Origin of the sequence: Pectobacterium sp. PL64, assembly GCF_022477975.1 — a bacterium.
In the GTDB taxonomy this organism is placed as follows: domain Bacteria; phylum Pseudomonadota; class Gammaproteobacteria; order Enterobacterales; family Enterobacteriaceae; genus Pectobacterium; species Pectobacterium jejuense.
Genome location: NZ_CP092070.1, coordinates 3,567,545 through 3,584,849, shown reverse-complemented (window position 1 = coordinate 3,584,849; position 17,305 = coordinate 3,567,545). Strand labels below are relative to the sequence as shown.

General features: G+C 54.7%; 14 protein-coding genes. 10 read left to right on the top strand and 4 right to left on the bottom strand.

The window, feature by feature from the left end; genetic code table 11:
• The first annotated feature begins 337 nt into the window (after positions 1 to 337).
• From HP572_RS16070 to HP572_RS16040, 7 genes are all read left to right on the top strand, one after another.
• Positions 338 to 2,800, top strand: a complete 2,463-nt coding sequence (locus HP572_RS16070) for a hypothetical protein (protein WP_240583734.1) — start codon at positions 338 to 340, stop codon at positions 2,798 to 2,800.
• Position 2,801: 1 nt separating this feature from the next.
• Complete coding sequence (locus HP572_RS16065) at positions 2,802 to 3,908, top strand: glycoside hydrolase family 105 protein (protein ID WP_240583733.1); 1,107 nt, start codon at positions 2,802 to 2,804, stop codon at positions 3,906 to 3,908.
• Between the two features lie 2 nt (positions 3,909 to 3,910).
• Entirely contained in the window at positions 3,911 to 5,002 is a 1,092-nt protein-coding gene (locus HP572_RS16060; RefSeq protein WP_205551574.1) for an ABC transporter ATP-binding protein, read from the top strand.
• A 23-nt stretch (positions 5,003 to 5,025) separates the two neighbouring features.
• Entirely contained in the window at positions 5,026 to 6,024 is a 999-nt protein-coding gene (locus HP572_RS16055) for a carbohydrate ABC transporter permease (protein WP_010279314.1), read from the top strand.
• Positions 6,025 to 6,032: 8 nt separating this feature from the next.
• Positions 6,033 to 7,085, top strand: a complete 1,053-nt coding sequence (locus tag HP572_RS16050; RefSeq protein WP_039483648.1) for a carbohydrate ABC transporter permease — start codon at positions 6,033 to 6,035, stop codon at positions 7,083 to 7,085.
• Positions 7,085 to 8,122 carry a LacI family DNA-binding transcriptional regulator gene (locus HP572_RS16045; protein ID WP_240583732.1) on the top strand — a complete coding sequence of 346 codons (1,038 nt, stop codon included), beginning with the start codon at positions 7,085 to 7,087 and terminating at the stop codon, positions 8,120 to 8,122. Before HP572_RS16050 ends, HP572_RS16045 begins: the two co-directional genes overlap by 1 nt.
• Before the next feature lie 78 nt (positions 8,123 to 8,200).
• Positions 8,201 to 8,815 carry a hypothetical protein gene (locus tag HP572_RS16040; protein WP_240583731.1) on the top strand — a complete coding sequence of 205 codons (615 nt, stop codon included), beginning with the start codon at positions 8,201 to 8,203 and terminating at the stop codon, positions 8,813 to 8,815.
• Positions 8,816 to 8,880: 65 nt separating this feature from the next.
• Here the strand turns inward: HP572_RS16040 and HP572_RS16035 are convergent, their stop codons facing one another.
• Complete coding sequence (locus HP572_RS16035) at positions 8,881 to 9,339, bottom strand: GNAT family N-acetyltransferase (RefSeq protein ID WP_240583730.1); 459 nt, start codon at positions 9,337 to 9,339, stop codon at positions 8,881 to 8,883.
• A gap of 335 nt (positions 9,340 to 9,674) precedes the next feature.
• Between HP572_RS16035 and HP572_RS16030 the strand changes: the two genes are divergently transcribed.
• The gene (locus HP572_RS16030; RefSeq protein WP_240583729.1) at positions 9,675 to 10,940 is read left to right on the top strand and encodes an MFS transporter; all 1,266 of its coding nucleotides are present in this window, start codon (positions 9,675 to 9,677) and stop codon (positions 10,938 to 10,940) included.
• A 1-nt stretch (position 10,941) separates the two neighbouring features.
• A complete protein-coding gene (locus HP572_RS16025; RefSeq protein WP_240583728.1) occupies positions 10,942 to 12,375 on the top strand; it encodes a glycoside hydrolase family 32 protein in 1,434 nt (477 codons plus the stop codon).
• A 178-nt stretch (positions 12,376 to 12,553) separates the two neighbouring features.
• Here the strand turns inward: HP572_RS16025 and HP572_RS16020 are convergent, their stop codons facing one another.
• From HP572_RS16020 to HP572_RS16010, 3 genes are all read right to left on the bottom strand, one after another.
• A complete protein-coding gene (locus tag HP572_RS16020) occupies positions 12,554 to 13,549 on the bottom strand; it encodes a LacI family DNA-binding transcriptional regulator (RefSeq protein WP_119888516.1) in 996 nt (331 codons plus the stop codon).
• A 126-nt stretch (positions 13,550 to 13,675) separates the two neighbouring features.
• Positions 13,676 to 14,218, bottom strand: a complete 543-nt coding sequence (gene ssb1, locus HP572_RS16015) for a single-stranded DNA-binding protein SSB1 (RefSeq protein ID WP_039283288.1) — start codon at positions 14,216 to 14,218, stop codon at positions 13,676 to 13,678.
• The gene (locus HP572_RS16010) at positions 14,199 to 14,393 is read right to left on the bottom strand and encodes a hypothetical protein (protein ID WP_182912385.1); all 195 of its coding nucleotides are present in this window, start codon (positions 14,391 to 14,393) and stop codon (positions 14,199 to 14,201) included. Before HP572_RS16010 ends, ssb1 begins: the two co-directional genes overlap by 20 nt.
• Positions 14,394 to 14,467: 74 nt before the next feature.
• On the opposite strand from HP572_RS16010, the gene uvrA reads away from it, so the two are divergent.
• The gene (gene uvrA / locus HP572_RS16005; RefSeq protein WP_240583727.1) at positions 14,468 to 17,302 is read left to right on the top strand and encodes an excinuclease ABC subunit UvrA; all 2,835 of its coding nucleotides are present in this window, start codon (positions 14,468 to 14,470) and stop codon (positions 17,300 to 17,302) included.
• Positions 17,303 to 17,305 lie beyond the last annotated feature (3 nt).

Sequence of the window (17,305 nt, the reverse complement as noted above, 5' to 3'; positions counted from 1 at the left end):
TTGCATTCATCTGTCATTTTCATCATGCAATCATGGACAGAACGCTGATTGATTTATGTGAAGCAGGTTAAAGATATTTTAAATGTTGATTTAAATAAAGAATTTTTGTGATATTAATCACATATATAAACGCGATAATCTTATTTATTAATGCGAAATGTCAATAAATGAATGCAAATGACAATTTAATGCAAATTTGCATTCTTATTGCGATATCACGGTGCAGGGAATGACCCGCTGCCCTAAATATTGGCAGGGTGTGCACAGCGAGAGTGCAAATAAGTGCCGCCATACATTTTCGTTATTTTATTTTTCAACGCCGTAAACAGGATTCCGTATGAATATCGGTTGGAAATTAAAGAAGAACGGCGTCATTAATCGGTTTCTCATCACCGAGTTGACGGAAAAACGTTATTTCGCCGAGCCGGATACGCTGCCGGATAAGGTGAATTACCGCTTTATTAACGGTTTTGTCGATGTCGGCGTGCTGCCCTGTCGCGTGCGTTTTTTACAGGAAGAGGCAAAGCGCGACGTGGCGCTGCCGGACGATTTACGCTTCCCGCTGATGTGGAGCGGCGGCGATGAAAGCCGCAGCGTGAATTTCAGCGATTTCTGGCCGTGTCCGGTTCACGTGCAGCGCTTTTCCCGCTGCGTAATCCACAGCGACAGCGCGCAGGCGGCTCCGTTTACACTTAGCACCTGCGGCGGCGTCACGCTGTGGCTGAACGGTGAGCCGATTACCCGCTTTACGCCGTTTACCCGTAATACCGAACAAACCTGTGCTATCACGCTGCCGCTGCAAGCAGGGGCGAATACGCTGGTGGTACATAGCGAAGAGCTGTGCGAGCGCGATACCGACTACCTGTTCAGCCTGTGCTATCAGGGAGACGACACGCTTTTCTGGCAGCTTGATGAGGACGCGGCGCTCAGCGCACAGCTGGCCGCGCTGGATAGCTGGGTTAACGGGCTGACGCTGGAAAATAACCTGATCCAACCGCCCGTGTTGGTGCTGAACAGCACGCAGCCGCTGCCGGAATCTGTGACGATGGCGCATCGGTTGATTGGCAACGTCAACGAATCCGTCCCCGCGTGGCAGCAGAAACAAACGCTGCCTGCTGGCAATCTGGGCTGGCAGGTGGATCTGCCTGCGGTTCTGGTGGGCTACTACGATCTGGTCTGCGCTGCGACCTGCAACGGCATTACGCTGACGCGAACGCTCAGTTTTGGGCGCTTGCCTGAGCAAACGATGCCCGCGTTACCGACGCTGGCGGCACGGCGTGAAGCGCTGCTGCGCCATACCGCGCTGCACGGTTTTGAGCGCCTCGGGCGGCTGCTGGCGATTGTCGCAACGGGCGAGGGCAACGATGCCGCGGCGCCGATTCTCAACAGCGCATTGCAGAAAATCAGCCGCCGTGAAGACTGCGCTGATTTCCAACTGGTGCCGCTGATTTGGCTGTGGCAGCGCTATCAAGGGCAGCAGTTGCCGCCGCAGGACTGGCGTCGCGTGCGCAGCGCGATTCTCGGTTTCCGCTACTGGATTGATGAACCGGGCAACGACACCATGTGGTTCTGGAGCGAAAACCACTGCCTGTGCTTCCACGTCGCGCAGTATCTGGCTGGGCAAAACTTCCCTGATGATACTTTCCCATGCAGCGGCCGCCGTGGTCTGAAGCAAAAGGCAATTGCCCACGAACGCCTGACGCGCTGGTTTGATTCGATTCTGGAACACGGGCTGGTGGAGTGGAATTCGGCGGCCTATTACCCCATCGACCTGATTGGGCTGGTGGCGCTGTATGAACTGGCGCAGGACGCCGATCTGCGCGAGAAATCTCGCGTGGTGATTGATCGCATCATGCTGATGACGGCGTGGGTACATCAGAACGGCGTCGCGGTTGGCACGATGGGGCGTGCCTACGATAAAGAGCTGCGCTCCGGCATGTTGACCGAACTGTCTGGCCTGTGTGCACTGATGTGGGGCGAGGGCTGGCTGATTCCGCACTGCGCCGCGCTGCCGCTGCTGTGCCTGAGCGACTATCAGCCGCCGGAAACGACGGATCGGATCGCGCACTGGTCACTGCCGCACGGTGCAGAAGCACGTTGGGTGCAGGGGCTGAACCGCAGCGCCCGCATCATTGCCTGGAAGCAGCGCGACGTGGCCTTTTCTTCCGTTTTCGATCATCACCCTGGTCAGCCAGGACACCAGCAGCATCTGCTGGATGTGCGGCTGGGTACGCACTATGCCGCCCGCCTGTGGGTGAATCACCCTGGCGAGGATCGCCCTGACGGCGTGCACCGTCCTTCTTATTGGGCGGGCAACGGACGTTTGCCGCACCTGATGCAGCATCGCAACCGCGCGCTGATGGTGTTCGATCTGCAACAGGATATCCGTCCGTGGACACACCTCTATCTGCCACAAACCGCGCTGGATGACGTCATCGTTGAAGATGTCTGGTGCTTCGTACGCGGTGGTAACGGCTATGCCGCGTTTCATAATCCCGCCGGATTGCAGCCGTTTGCAACCGCAGGTCAGCAGGCGGAAGGCGAACTGCGGGCGTATGGCGAGCAGAACGTCTGGTTCGTTGCCGTGGACAGCGGCGACGGCGCGCAAGGATTTGCCGCATTCGCTGATCGCTTCCGCGGGCGTTCGCTGATACAGGACAGCGACGGCGTGCGTATCGACGATCCCGATTACGGCGAACTGGCTTTTAGCCACGCGGCAGGATTCAGCGTGGCGCAGCAGCCTTTCATTTTTCCCGACGATGTCCCGGTCGTCCCGCAGTTCAACACAGGAAACCCATGACATGCAGACAGGTTCACTTAACCGACAACAAACCGAAGCGCTGCTGGCGCAGGTGGCGCGGGCATTTTGCCGCCTGAAAGCGATCGACAGTGTGACGCAGGACGATGCGCCGGACGCCGGACTGACGATTCAATTCGAAGAGTGGGATTGGGAAGTTGGCGTCGGGCTGTACGGTTTCTGGAAGCTGGCGCATCTGACGCAGGACGACACCATGCTGACGACGCTGGCGAACTGGTATCAGCAAAAGCTGGATGCCGGGCTGCCGCCGCGCCAGATCAACTCGACGGCACCGATGCTGGTGCTGGCTTTGCTGTGTCAGGACAAACCGGATGCCCCTGCGCAATGGCGTGAAACCGTAAGCGACTGGGCGGACTGGCTGCTGCACTCGCTGCCGAAAACCGAGGACGGCGGCTTCCAGCATACGGTGAAAGAGCGGCCGAATACCGGACAGCTGTGGGATGACACGCTGTTTATGGCCGGCCTGTTTCTGGTGGTCGCGGGGAAATTGCTCTCTCGCCGCGATCTGATCGAAGAGGCGGAATACCAGCTCGTCACGCATGCACGCTATCTGGCCGATGTGCGCAGCGGGCTGTGGTATCACGGCTGGACGTTCGTCGGTCGCCATCACTATGCGAATGCGTTCTGGGGACGCGGCAACGCCTGGATCACGCTGGTGCTGCCGGAAATGCGGGTGCTGGCGGAGGATCAGCTGTCTGCGCCGGTCATGCGCACGCTGGAAGCGATTCTGGAACAGCAAACGACAACGCTGGCGCGCTGCCAGCATGAGTCCGGCTTGTGGCACACGCTGCTGGATGACCCGGATTCACCATTGGAGACGTCTGCCAGCGCGGGATTCATTGCTGGCATTCTGACGGCGCGTCGGCTGGGCATGTTGCACGATTTCCCGCAGGACGTACTGGAAAAAGGCTATGCCGCCGTGGTGGCGCAGATTGACGCACAGGGCGTGGTGCAGGGTGTCTCGGACGGCACGGCGATGGGACACGACTTACAGTTCTATCGCGATATTCCCAATGTCGCCGTGCCTTACGGGCAGGCGCTGGTCATGCTGATGTTATTGGCACAGTTAGATTCTGTTTGCGAGGGCTGACAATGGCGAGTCTGGAACTAAAAAATGTCCACAAAAGCTATGGTGCGGTGAACATCATCAAAGGCGTGGACTTAACGATTCATGATGGCGAGTTCATGGTCTTTGTCGGCCCGTCGGGCTGTGGAAAATCCACGCTGCTGCGCATGATTGCCGGGTTGGAAGAGATCAGCAGCGGCGAGCTGTGGATCGACAACCGCAAGGTGAACGATCTCACCCCTGCGGAGCGCAAGATTGCGATGGTGTTCCAGTCTTACGCGCTCTATCCGCACCTTTCGGTGCGCAAGAACCTCGCGTTCGGGCTGGAGAACCTGCACTTCCCCAAAGATGAAATCGCCCGCCGTATTGATGAAGCCGCCCGCATGCTGGGGCTGGAACCGTATCTGGATCGTCGGCCGCGTGCGCTGTCGGGTGGGCAGCAGCAGCGCGTGGCGATTGGTCGCGCGATCGTGCGTGAACCCGACCTGTTCCTGTTTGATGAACCGCTCTCCAATCTGGATGCCAAGCTACGCGTGCAGACGCGCGGCGAGCTGTCCCGTCTGCACCAGAAGCTGCGCACCACCATGATTTACGTGACTCACGATCAGGTGGAAGCGATGACGATGGCGCAACGCATTGTGGTGCTGAACGCCGGTCGCATCGAGCAGGTTGGCACGCCGCTGGAGCTGTTCAATCGGCCGAAAAACAAATTTGTCGCGGGCTTCATCGGTTCACCGCGCATGAATATGTTCCCGGCGCAGATCGTCGCCACCTGCGCGGACGGCGTTGAGGTGCAGTGTCCGTCCGGCAATCGTCTGGTGCTGCCGTTTATCGGCACTGTCGGGCAGAACGTCACGCTCGGCATTCGTCCTTCACACTGCGAGCTGGTAGAGGACGGCGAGGGCATGGCGCTGTGCGTCGATCGCTGCGAGATGATGGGGCATGAAACCTTTATCTACGGGCGAATGAGCGGCATTGACGATGAGATGATCGTCCATCTGGCGCAGCACCGTGAGTTCGCCGCGGGTGAGTCGGTGTTCGTCCGCTTCCCGCCGACGTATTGCCATCTGTTCGACGGTAAAACGGATGACACATTGCCGCGTTGTACCGAGCATTAATTATCGCGACGGGAGAGGACGACATGAAAAAGATTGCCTTACTGCCCGCAGGATCGCTGATCGATAAGCTGGTCACGCCAGTGGAAAAAGCGGTGAATCTGCTACAAAAACTCGGTGGCCGCAAAGTGATGCCGTGGTTTTTTATCGCGCCGAATATGCTGCTGTTCGCCGTTTTTGTCTTTATTCCGATTCTGCTGGCGGTGTGCTACGCCTTTACCGGCGGCACCAATATCCTGCTGTGGGAACGCCCTTACGTTGGCGTGGATAACTTTTCTACGCTGTTGAGCTGCGGCAACTACGCCGAGCCATCGACCTGTGAACAGGATCTGTTCTGGACTGGCGTTTACAACACGGTGTCGTTCACCTTTTTCAACGTGCTCTGCACGCTGCTGGTGGCGCTGGTGACGGCGCTGATCCTCAACCGCAAGATTATCGCCCGTGGCTTTTTCCGCGCCATGTTCTTCTATCCGGTGCTGCTGTCACCGGTGGTGGTGGGCCTGATCTGGCAGTGGTTCCTTAACCGCAACGGCCTGCTGAATCTGGTGCTGTCGTCGCTGGGTGGGCAGCCGATTACCTTCCTGCTCGACCCGACGCTGTCGCGCTTCTGGGTGGTGTTTGTCTCCGTCTGGTTTCACGTCGGGTTTTATACCCTGATCCTGTTGGCCGGATTGCAGGCGATCCCGCGTGACATTTATGAGGCTGCGGCGGTGGATGGCACCTCGCGCTGGCGCGGTTTTTATCGCCTGACGCTGCCGCTGCTGGCACCGAACATTCTGGTGGTGGTGATTCTGCTGACCATCAACAGCGTGCAAATCTTCGATGAAGCCTGGGTGCTGACCAACGGCGGCGGCCCCGGCACGGCCAACAGCTTTATCGTGCAGTACATCTACCAGACGGCCTTTTCGTCAAACGCGTCGCTCTACGGGCTGGCCTCAGCGGCCTCGGTGCTGATGGGCGTAGTGCTGATGATCCTGACGGCGTTGCAGTTCCTGCTGACGCGTCGGCTGGAAGGGAAAAAATAACGGGAGCCATGATGAAAATAATCGCATTTCTCACCCGTACCCGTCATCCGGGGCGCATTCACATAACGGATATCATGAGCTGGGTTTGGCTGGTGGTGGGTACGCTGCTGGTGATGATTCCGGTGATGTGGGCGGCGATGTCGTCGTTCAAAACGCCCGCGGAGATCAACCGCTTTCCGCCCAGCTTTCTGCCGCAGGCGGCGGATACCATCACGCTGCCGGAGTACCCGAAACCGCTGGAGCTGTGGCAGGTTAAGCAGGACGACGGCGAAGCGAAAACCATGGCGCTGGTGCGGCGCATCGGCCTGATTGCACAGCTGGTGAACCCGGATGCGCCGAGCGAGGTGGTGCGTGTATCGACGAAAGATCTGGTGCCGATGAAGGCATTACATCTGGAGACGGAGAACTACACGACGCCGATAACGAAGTTCCACTTTGCCACCTATCTGAAGAACACCGTGTTTGTGACGGTAATGGCAACGCTGCTGACCCTGTTGCTCAGTTCGATGGCGGCGTTTGCGCTGTCGAAATACGAATTTCGCGGGCGCGGTACGGTGCTGACGCTGTTTCTCTCCACCATGATGATTCCGCTGTCGGTGGTGATGGTGCCGACGTTCCTGGTGGTGATTGGCCTGAACATGGGCGATAACCTATGGGGCGTGATTATTCCCACGGTGGCGACGCCGACCGGCGTATTCCTGCTGCGGCAATACATGCTGACGATCCCCGATGAACTGATCGAGGCGGCGCGTATCGATGCCGCCAGCGAGTTCCGTATTTACTGGAAGATCATCCTGCCGTTAACCGCCCCCGCGCTGGCGGTGCTGGCGATCTTCTCGGTGATCTGGCGCTGGAACGACTTCCTCTGGCCGCTGATCGTCCTCTCCAGTCAGGATAATTTTACGCTGCAAATTGGTCTGAATGCGTTTCAGGGGCAGTTCTCGGTGCAGTGGCACTATATACTGGCGATGACGATGCTTTCGCTTCTGCCAGTGACGGCGGTGTTCGTCTTCCTGCAAAAATACATCACGACGGGGATTGCCAACACGGGGATGAAATAATGGCGACACTCAAGGATATTGCTGACCGCGCGGGGGTTTCCATCAGCACGGTTTCCCGCGCGCTGAACGGGACAGCACCGATCAGCGCTAAAGTCAGGCAGCACATCATGGCGATTGCTACCGAGCAGGGCTATCCGCTGCATAAAGTAGCCAAAGCGGCCATCGCGCAGACGGAACCGCTGCGCCACATTCTGCTGGCGACGCCGCGCAACCTGATGCTGGAGAGTGAGTACAATCTGGTGTCGCTGACGCTGATTAACGCCCTGAAAACGCTCTGTCTGCAACGCAATATCCAGCTGCGTCCGTTTCTGGGGGAGCACGACACCATTAACGAACAGCAGCTATTGCGTGAACTTCAGGGCGGAAAAGAGAGCGGTATTCTGATTGTGAATGACGATCACCCGACGTTGCTGAACGCTGTGGCGGAAAGCGGCATTCCGGCGGTGCTGATCAACGGTGAAGATCCCTCGATGCGCCTGAGCAGCGTGACGCCTGCCAACCACTATGCGGCGGCGGCGGGCGTGCGTTACCTGATCGATCAAGGGCATACGCGGATCCTGCATCTGACCTGGACGTCGCGCATGACGATCAAACAGCGCGAGCGAGGCTATCGGGATGCGCTCATGCAGGCGGGGATTGCGGTGGATGAGGATCTGATCCTCTCGCTGCCGGATTTCCACCCACGCACGGCGCGTGACGCGCTGCTGCGCTGGCTGACGGCTAACCCGGATAGACTGGGTGTGACCGCAATTTTCTGTGCGGCGGATAATCAGGCCATCGGGGTTATCGATGCGCTGTATCAGCACGGGCTGCGGGTGCCAGAGGACATGTCCGTGATGGGCATGGACGACATCCTGCCGTTCGACATGCTGCCGGTTTCGCTCACCACGGTGCATTTGCCGTTTGAGACCATCGCCCGTGCGGCGCTACAGCTGCTGGCGCAGCAAATGACGCCAGCACAGGCGCTCGGTATCGCCCAGCGCACCGAGTTAGCCGGACAGGTAGTGGTCAGAGAGTCGGTGCGGCGGGTGGGGTAGCGAAGATCAACGTAGCGAGTTCATTCATGTTGTGCTCAAATCCCTTACTGTGATGACTTTGTGTCTAAGGAGGGAGTGATGGATATTGAACAGAGAAACACTGGCGAACATCAAACGGTTATCAATAATGAATCCGGCGTTATTAACGTCAATAATCACCACGGGCAATACACTAATCTGGCGGGTGAAAACACGGCTCGCATTTATAAGGAAATATCGCATTCTGAGCAGAGTAAGTTCATTGTCAGCTTTGTGACCGTTTGTTTATTGCCGGGATTGAGTCTTGTCGCGGATCTTATGCAGATTCATCCTGCAATCAACTTGCCGCTGTGGGCATATGTCATTGCATTCGGGGTGATATTTGCTGTGGTGGTGGCGGGATATTATGACAATCTCCGCATTTTTGTCTCCGGCGCGCCGAATAAAGAGGAATGCAAACAGCTTTATGCCGACAGGTTATTTAGCAGAACTGAAGGCGGCTATGTGGTGTTTACCCACACGACGGCGTGTATTTATCCTGACTGCTGCGGAAAAATTGTGATTTCGACACCTCCAGAGAGATACAACGGAGAATACTCTTTTTTCGGTAAATGCAGCCTTGCTGGCAGGCAGCACTCTTATGGTATCGACTATAACTTCAAAGCGTATCCCATAAAGGTGGACTGGCGGCCGATACCCAAGTCGAACAAATAATGCTTTGGTCGTGAATTCCTGATGCCGCACAGAAAGTTTGTGCGGCGGAAATCTATTTTTTATCGTTAAAGCGGCATTCTGTATTCTATAACGCCCGGTTTTTCTGCCACCCAATCATAAAGTCGCTGAGCTGTTTTATTGGTTTCCTGAGTATGCCAATACAATCGGTCGCAGCTTTTTTCCTGTGCCTGTTCTCTCACGTATTCAATCAGTTTTTTCCCGACGTGTTTACCGCGAGCGGTCGGAGCAACAAACAGATCTTCTAAGTAACAATAAGAGTTTACTCCCCAGGTGGAATCGTGAAAAACAAAGTGCACGAAGCCCACAATATGTAATCCTTCTCTCGCTACCGCGCAATACACGGGGATATCGGCTTTAAAAAAGCGGCTCCAGGTGACTTCCGTAACCTCATCGGAAAGCTGCACCTTATAGAATTCCTGATAACTCTTCCAATAGGGCAGCCACTGCGCGTGATCTTCTGGCTCAACGGGATTAACAATAATTTCTTGGTCTGTATTCATCATTTTATTTTCCTATTATCGTGGATAAGTGCTGGCAATCAGGCTGATATTTTCCGGAATAAAATAGCAATCAAATAGATGGATATGCCCCTCCACTTATTGAGAGAGGACCAGACCAATTTTTTCACTCTCCTGGCTGGCTGAGACCAAAAAGAAGAAGCTTTGTTTTTGTTCCGGTTCCGGTGCGTTGACATGAGTAAAAATTGGCGGTTAGGTCACAAAACCTCTAAGTTAACGTTAACATTTGTGATTACCATCCCATATCTCCACAAGGATGATGTAAATGATGGATTGTTAACGTTAACAATGGCGGTGAACTTCTTGCGGAATAGATCAACATGAATAAATACGCGCATATACCGGCATACTCTGCCAGACAAAATTACTTAAAATTAAGTGGGTTGCTATTCGCCTTCTTCTGGACATGGTCTTCAGCCTTTTCACTGATCTCGTTGTGGCTTAACCAGAAGGTTGGACTACGGGGAGCGGATACGGGGATCATTTTTTCAATCATCAGCCTTACCGCGTTTTTCGCTCAGCCGATTTATGGTTTTATTCAGGATAAACTGGGACTGCGAAAAAACCTGTTGTGGTGCATTGGCGTTCTGCTGTTGTTGAGCGGGCCCTGGTTTATTTTTGTTGGAACACCGCTTTTACGCTGGAATATGTTTCTCGGCGCATTCAGCGTCGGTGCTTATGTTGGCGCTACGTTTTTTGCAGGGATCGGGGTTCTGGAATCCTATACCGAGCGTGTCAGCCGCATTACGGGATTTGAGTACGGAAAAGCCCGTATGTGGGGATCGCTTGGGTGGGCGGGGGCGACGTTCTTCGCCGGAATGTTATTTAACATCGATCCTAACCTGAATTTCTGGATGGCCTGTGTATCAGCCAGTGTGTTCTTGCTGTTGTTATGGCGTCTTAATGATATTAAGCCGCACGCGATGGGCGAGCTGGAATACGGGAAGAGTAATGCGCTCACTGTCGCGGATGCCATTGGGCTGCTGCGCTTGCCGCGCTTCTGGTCTCTGGTGGTGTTTGTCTGCGGTGTGAGCGTCTATAACGTTTACGATCAACAGTTTCCTGTCTATTTCGCCTCACTGTTTAGCGACCCTGCGCGCGGCAACGAAATGTTCGGATTCCTCAATTCGTTTCAGGTGTTTTTAGAAGCCGGTGGCATGTTTTTAGCCCCGTTTCTGGTTAACCGTATCGGTGCCAAACGCGGCTTGTTATTAAGCGGCCTTATCATGACGTTTAGGATATTCGGATCGGGGCTGGCGGAAGGGTCATTTGCCATCTCGTTGTTAAAATTACTCCATGCCGTCGAACTGCCGATCCTGCTCATCGCCATGTTCAAATACATTACCTCGCAGTTCGACAAACGTCTGTCGGCCACGCTCTATCTGGTTGGATTCCAGTTTGTTACCTCATTTTGCGCCGCGATCCTCTCCCCGATTGTGGGGTATGGCTATGACGCACTGGGCTTTGCTGACACCTATATGATACTGGCGGTCGCTGTACTCATTCTGACACTGGTGTCTGGCGTATTGCTTCGCGCGGAGGATGATGAATCCGTTTCTGAAAATATGAATACAGCACCACGGTGAAATGATGAAATCACGTTTGATAAAGGCAGAATCTGCACGGAATACGTTGTTGACGCAGCGCGGCAATACGTTTTACCCACATTACCATTTAGCGCCGCCTGCGGGGTGGATGAACGACCCCAATGGCCTGATCTATTTCAATGGCGTCTACCACGCTTTCTATCAACATCATCCCATGAGTGAACACTGGGGGCCGATGCATTGGGGGCATGCGACAAGCCCGGATATGGTGCGCTGGCAGCATGAGGCTATCGCCTTGGCACCAGGGGATGAATATGATCTTGATGGCTGCTTTTCTGGCAGCGCCGTGGATGATGATGGCGTGCTAACGCTGATTTACACCGGACATGTCTGGTTGTCAGGAGAAGGGGACGACAGTGCCATCCGTGAAGTGCAATGTCTGGCAATCAGCCACGATGGTATCCATTTTGAAAAACGGGGCGTCATCCTGACGCCGCCAGAAGGCATTATGCATTTTCGCGATCCGAAGGTCTGGCGTGAGGATGGTTCTTGGTGGATGGTGATCGGTGCGCGGGACAGGAACGATACGGGGCAGGTATTACTGTATCGCGGTTCGTCGTTATCTGAATGGTGTTTTGAACGGGTACTGGCTCATGCCGATTCACAGGAAGGGTATATGTGGGAGTGCCCGGACTTTTTTCCATTAGGTGAACACCGCTACCTCATGTTTTCTCCTCAGGGGATGAAAGCAGAAGGCTATGCCTATCGCAATCGCTTTCAAAGTGGCGTCTTGCGGGGACACTGGCAGCCTGAAGCCATGTTTAAACGGATGGGGGCCTTCGAAGAACTGGATCATGGGCACGATTTTTATGCGCCACAGTCGTTTTTAACGGCAGACGGCAGACGCGTCATTTTAGGGTGGATGGACATGTGGGAGTCGCCTATGCCGTCCAAACAGGAAGGGTGGGCCGGATCGTTTACCTTGCCGCGTGAACTCATTGAATGTCACGGAAAGCTATATCAGCGGCCGGTTCGTGAACTGGAAAACCTGCGCCAGCAACCGCAGCTTATTGAGCCCGCGACCATGACGGGTCCCTTTCTTATCACGCCTTATGCAGACGCGGTTGAACTGGAAATCTGTTGGGACACGGCACGCAGCCAGGCAGAGCAGTATGGTGTCAGGTTGGGAGAGGGGCTGCAACTGTATGTGGATAATCAAGCTAAGCGGCTGGTGTTATGGCGTCGCTATCTACATGAAGGAATAGACGGCTATCGGAGCATCGCGTTACCGCAGTGTGAACAGGTAAAAATTCGGATGTTTATCGATCGTTCTTCGGTGGAAGTCTTTGTGAACGATGGGGAAGCCTGTATGACGAGTCGAATTTATCCGCAGTCGGAACAGCGTGCATTGACGCTTTATTCCAGTCAGGGAGAGGCGGTCATGCTTGGCGGTTCGCTTTGGCGTCTTGAATAGCGCCTGTTTGCATTGTAATCAATCGTTTACTGCGATGCGCTATTCATTACGTACTGAATCATTGCGTACTGAAACCACCGCGTAATCAAAAGATTGGTGCATTGATACACGAAGACTCGGTAGTTTCACTGTTGCTGAGTCTTTGTCAAACGTAAAAGCGAATCTTACAGCAGCCGTATTATGTCGATGAGCGGATCAGGAGTGGACAAGGGAGTTGCTGACAACCGCCGTTTTCGCGGTTTTCAATAATGTGAAGCGTTGCCTGCCGGCCAATCTCATCGTGAGGTAATTGTATGGTAGAAAGGGGAGGGAGGAATAAATTGCCCATGCCTACCTGATTATCAAACCCTAATACTGCAACCTGTTCGGGGATAGCAATGCCGTGTGCAAGCAAGACCTGATAAGCGATAAAGGCGATCCTATCGTTACCGCAGATAAGGACATCAAAATCAGGATGATTATCTTTTAATTTGATGGCCAGTAATTCTGCCAGGTCGGTGTAGTGTTCATCTCCCAACATCATATGATGCTGCGAGGTGTCTGATAATGAACGTCCCGCCGTTTGCCAAGCATGCTCAAACCCGTTGCGGCGGTCGCGGCTTGCCGCTTCTGCGTCAGGGAGCCAAAAGCACAGGGGTTTTTGGTAGCCACGATCAATCAGATAGCGTGTTGCCTGATACTGTGCGTCAAAATTGTTGGGGATGTAGGCGGGAAGCGACTTATCGTCTGACTGACAGTTCGCTAAAATAACATTTTCCCCTTTCAGCACATCTGGCAGCGTGACGTGGCGAAGCCCCATAGTGGTATAAATAATTCCGTCTGGGCGCTGTGCTAACAGCTGCCGTACTGCCCGCTCGCTGTCTTGCTCTGAAAATATATTAATAAGAAAACTATTCCAGCCTTTTTCCCGCGCAGTTTGTTCTATTGCTAATAAAATTTCGACGGAGAAGGGCGTTGTTGCGGTATCTCTTGCCAGAATCGCAATAGTTGAGGCGCTGTTACGCTGGGTACGTATTTTTCGTGCGGAATGGTCGGGGATGTAGTTAAGCGTCTGCACCGCCTGCATGACGCGCTTTCTGGTTTCAGGGCGAACGGTATCGGGATGGTTGAGGACGCGTGACACCGTCATCATTGACACACCCGCTAACTGCGCCACATCCTTCAGGGAAACCATACTTTTTCCATTATGATGAAGATGATGACCCTTTATCATAAAAGGGTGATGAATCAATGTTTCAAGAGCTGATGGTTACCACAAAAGAATGTGGTAACCATCAATGTGACAAGGATACTTTCGAAATCAGAACGGAATGTCGTCGTCGAAATCCATTGGTGGTTCGTTGCTTTGTGCTGGAGCGCTGTTCTGTGCAGGGCGCTGTTGAGACTGCGCGCCGCCGCTGAACTGGTTGCCGCCCTGCGGCTGCTGAGGTTGACCCCAACCGCCTTGTTGCTGACCGCCACCTGCGTTACCGCCTGCTGGTGCGCCGCCGCCTTGGCGTCCACCCAGCATCTGCATGGTGCCGCCGACGTTAACGACGACTTCGGTGGTGTAGCGCTCTACGCCAGCCTGATCGGCCCATTTACGGGTTTGCAGTGCGCCTTCGATGTAAACCTGAGAGCCTTTACGCAGGTATTCGCCCGCGACTTCTGCCAGTTTGCCGAACAGCACCACGCGGTGCCACTCAGTCTTCTCTTTCTGCTCACCGGTTTGCTTGTCACGCCAGCTTTCCGACGTAGCCAGCGTGATGTTGGCAACTGCACCACCATTCGGCATATAGCGGACTTCCGGGTCTTGACCCAGATTCCCGACAAGAATCACTTTATTAACGCCTCTGCTGGCCATGCTCGTCTCCTGATGAATCGGTAGATTTATTTTCTAAGTCTAAACGATCAATCTTACCATGGGAAAACTCTCTGTCATACCTGCGAAATGGCTTCAGAAATGAAAGTAAGGTTTGCAGCGTTTGCAAAGTAAACGGGTTTAATACTGGATATCCATTCAGTTTTTTTTGTGCCATAATTGCTCGTTTCGTACCGGTTCTCTCCGTTCGAGAGGCGATGACAAACCGTTTTTATTCCGGGAAGTGTGTGAATGGATAAGATCGAAGTTCGTGGTGCTCGTACCCATAATCTCAAGAATATCAACCTGATAATCCCTCGTGACAAGCTGATTGTAATCACCGGTTTGTCTGGTTCGGGTAAGTCATCGCTGGCGTTTGACACGCTGTATGCCGAAGGGCAGCGGCGCTATGTGGAATCACTCTCCGCCTACGCCCGTCAGTTCCTGTCGCTGATGGAAAAACCGGACGTCGATCATATTGAAGGGCTGTCGCCTGCCATCTCTATCGAACAGAAATCCACCTCGCATAACCCGCGTTCCACGGTCGGGACGATTACTGAAATTCATGACTACCTGCGTTTGCTGTTTGCACGCGTGGGTGAGCCGCGCTGCCCGGAGCACGATGTGCCACTGGATGCGCAGACGGTCAGCCAGATGGTGGACAACGTGCTGGCGCAGCCGGAAGGTAAGCGCCTGATGCTGCTGGCACCCATTGTGAAAGATCGCAAAGGCGAACACAGCAAGACGCTGGAAAACCTGGCTTCACAGGGCTATATCCGCGCCCGTATCGACGGCGAAGTGTGCGATCTGTCCGATCCGCCGAAGCTGGAATTACAGAAAAAGCACACCATTGAAGTCGTCGTTGACCGGTTTAAAGTGCGCGAAGATTTGGCGCAGCGGCTGGCAGAGTCGTTTGAAACCGCGCTGGATCTGTCTGGCGGTAGCGTAGTTGTCGCTGATATGGACGACCCGACGCAGCCAGAACTGCTGTTCTCGGCGAACTTTGCCTGTCCGGTGTGTGGCTACAGCATGCACGAACTGGAACCGCGTATGTTCTCGTTCAACAATCCAGCGGGCGCGTGCCCAAGCTGTGATGGTCTGGGCGTGCAGCAGTTCTTCGACCCGTCCCGCGTGGTGCAAAATGCTGAGCTGTCGCTGGCAGGCGGCGCGATTCGCGGCTGGGATCGCCGCAACTTCTACTATTTCCAAATGCTGCGCTCACTGGCGGAGCACTACAAATTTGACGTCGATGCTCCGTTTGAAAGCCTGAGTGCTGCGGTTCAGAAAGTGATCCTGTACGGCTCTGGTAAAGAGAACGTCGAATTCAAATATATCAACGATCGCGGCGATACGTCGGTACGTCGTCATCCGTTCGAAGGCGTGCTGCACAACATGGAGCGCCGCTATAAAGAAACGGAATCCACGGCGGTGCGCGAAGAGCTGGCGAAATTCATCAGCAACCGTTCCTGTGCCAGTTGCGGTGGAACGCGCCTGCGTGAAGAAGCGCGTAACGTGTTTGTCGAGCAGACGACACTGCCGCAGATTTCCGATATGAGCATCGGCCATGCGATGACGTTCTTCCAGAATATGAAGCTCAGCGGGCAGCGCGCCCAAATTGCCGAGAAAGTGCTGAAAGAGATTGGCGATCGGCTGAAGTTTCTGGTGAACGTCGGGCTGAACTATTTGTCGCTCTCCCGTTCGGCGGAAACGCTGTCCGGCGGTGAGGCGCAGCGTATTCGTTTGGCGAGCCAGATCGGTGCCGGGCTGGTTGGCGTCATGTACGTACTGGATGAACCGTCCATCGGCCTGCATCAGCGCGATAACGAGCGACTGCTGGAAACCCTGATTCACCTGCGTAATCTGGGTAATACCGTCATTGTGGTAGAACATGATGAAGATGCGATTCGTGCCGCCGACCATGTGATTGATATCGGCCCCGGTGCGGGCGTGCACGGCGGCCAGATTGTCGCAGAAGGCACGATGGAAGAGATCATGGCGGTGCCAGATTCGCTGACGGGGCAGTTCCTCAGCGGTAAACGCAAGATCGAAATCCCGAAACAGCGCGTGCCTGCGGATCCGACCAAAGTGCTGAAGCTGATTGGCGCGAAGGGTAATAACCTGAAAGACGTCACGCTGACGCTGCCGGTTGGGCTATTTACCTGCATCACTGGCGTGTCGGGGTCGGGCAAATCCACCCTTATCAACGATACCTTGTTCCCGCTGGCGCAGCGTCAGTTGAACGGCGCGACGCTGGCGGAGCCCGCCGCTCACCGCGAGATTCAGGGGCTGGAGCATTTTGATAAGGTGATCGATATCGATCAAAGTCCGATTGGCCGCACGCCGCGCTCCAACCCGGCAACCTACACCGGTATTTTCACGCCGATTCGTGAACTGTTTGCCGGCGTACCGGAAGCGCGTACCCGTGGCTACAACCCCGGCCGTTTCAGCTTTAACGTGCGTGGCGGACGCTGCGAAGCCTGTCAGGGTGACGGCGTGATCAAAGTCGAAATGCACTTCCTGCCGGATGTCTATGTGCCGTGTGACCAGTGCAAAGGCAAACGCTATAACCGTGAAACGCTGGAAATTCAATACAAAGGCAAAGGCATCCATGAAGTGCTGGATATGACTATCGAAGAAGCGCGAGAGTTCTTTGATGCCATTCCGGCGCTGGCGCGGAAGCTGCAAACGCTGATCGACGTCGGTCTGTCCTACATTCGCCTTGGGCAGTCAGCTACTACGCTGTCCGGTGGGGAAGCGCAGCGTGTAAAACTGTCTCGCGAGCTGTCAAAACGCGGAACTGGCCAGACGCTGTATATTCTCGACGAACCTACGACCGGCCTGCACTTTGCCGATATTCAGCAGCTTCTTACCGTTCTGCATCAGTTGCGCGATCAGGGTAATACCATCGTGGTGATTGAGCACAATCTGGATGTGATTAAAACGGCGGACTGGATTGTCGACTTAGGGCCAGAAGGCGGCAGCGGTGGCGGAGAAATTTTGGTCTCCGGTACGCCGGAAACGGTAGCGGAGTGCGAACAGTCTCACACTGCGCGCTTCCTGCGCCCGATTCTGGCGCGCGAAGCCTGATAG

Excerpts from the sequence above, each read along its gene's own strand:
- HP572_RS16070 (WP_240583734.1), top strand. The coding sequence starts at position 338 with ATGAATATCGGTTGGAAATTAAAGAAGAACGGCGTCATTAATCGGTTT.
- HP572_RS16065 (WP_240583733.1), top strand. The coding sequence starts at position 2,802 with ATGCAGACAGGTTCACTTAACCGACAACAAACCGAAGCGCTGCTGGCG.
- HP572_RS16060 (WP_205551574.1), top strand. The coding sequence starts at position 3,911 with ATGGCGAGTCTGGAACTAAAAAATGTCCACAAAAGCTATGGTGCGGTG.
- HP572_RS16055 (WP_010279314.1), top strand. The coding sequence starts at position 5,026 with ATGAAAAAGATTGCCTTACTGCCCGCAGGATCGCTGATCGATAAGCTG.
- HP572_RS16050 (WP_039483648.1), top strand. The coding sequence starts at position 6,033 with ATGATGAAAATAATCGCATTTCTCACCCGTACCCGTCATCCGGGGCGC.
- HP572_RS16045 (WP_240583732.1), top strand. The coding sequence starts at position 7,085 with ATGGCGACACTCAAGGATATTGCTGACCGCGCGGGGGTTTCCATCAGC.
- HP572_RS16040 (WP_240583731.1), top strand. The coding sequence starts at position 8,201 with ATGGATATTGAACAGAGAAACACTGGCGAACATCAAACGGTTATCAAT.
- HP572_RS16035 (WP_240583730.1), bottom strand. The coding sequence starts at position 9,339 with ATGATGAATACAGACCAAGAAATTATTGTTAATCCCGTTGAGCCAGAA.
- HP572_RS16030 (WP_240583729.1), top strand. The coding sequence starts at position 9,675 with ATGAATAAATACGCGCATATACCGGCATACTCTGCCAGACAAAATTAC.
- HP572_RS16025 (WP_240583728.1), top strand. The coding sequence starts at position 10,942 with ATGATGAAATCACGTTTGATAAAGGCAGAATCTGCACGGAATACGTTG.
- HP572_RS16020 (WP_119888516.1), bottom strand. The coding sequence starts at position 13,549 with ATGGTTTCCCTGAAGGATGTGGCGCAGTTAGCGGGTGTGTCAATGATG.
- ssb1 (WP_039283288.1), bottom strand. The coding sequence starts at position 14,218 with ATGGCCAGCAGAGGCGTTAATAAAGTGATTCTTGTCGGGAATCTGGGT.
- HP572_RS16010 (WP_182912385.1), bottom strand. The coding sequence starts at position 14,393 with ATGGCACAAAAAAAACTGAATGGATATCCAGTATTAAACCCGTTTACT.
- uvrA (WP_240583727.1), top strand. The coding sequence starts at position 14,468 with ATGGATAAGATCGAAGTTCGTGGTGCTCGTACCCATAATCTCAAGAAT.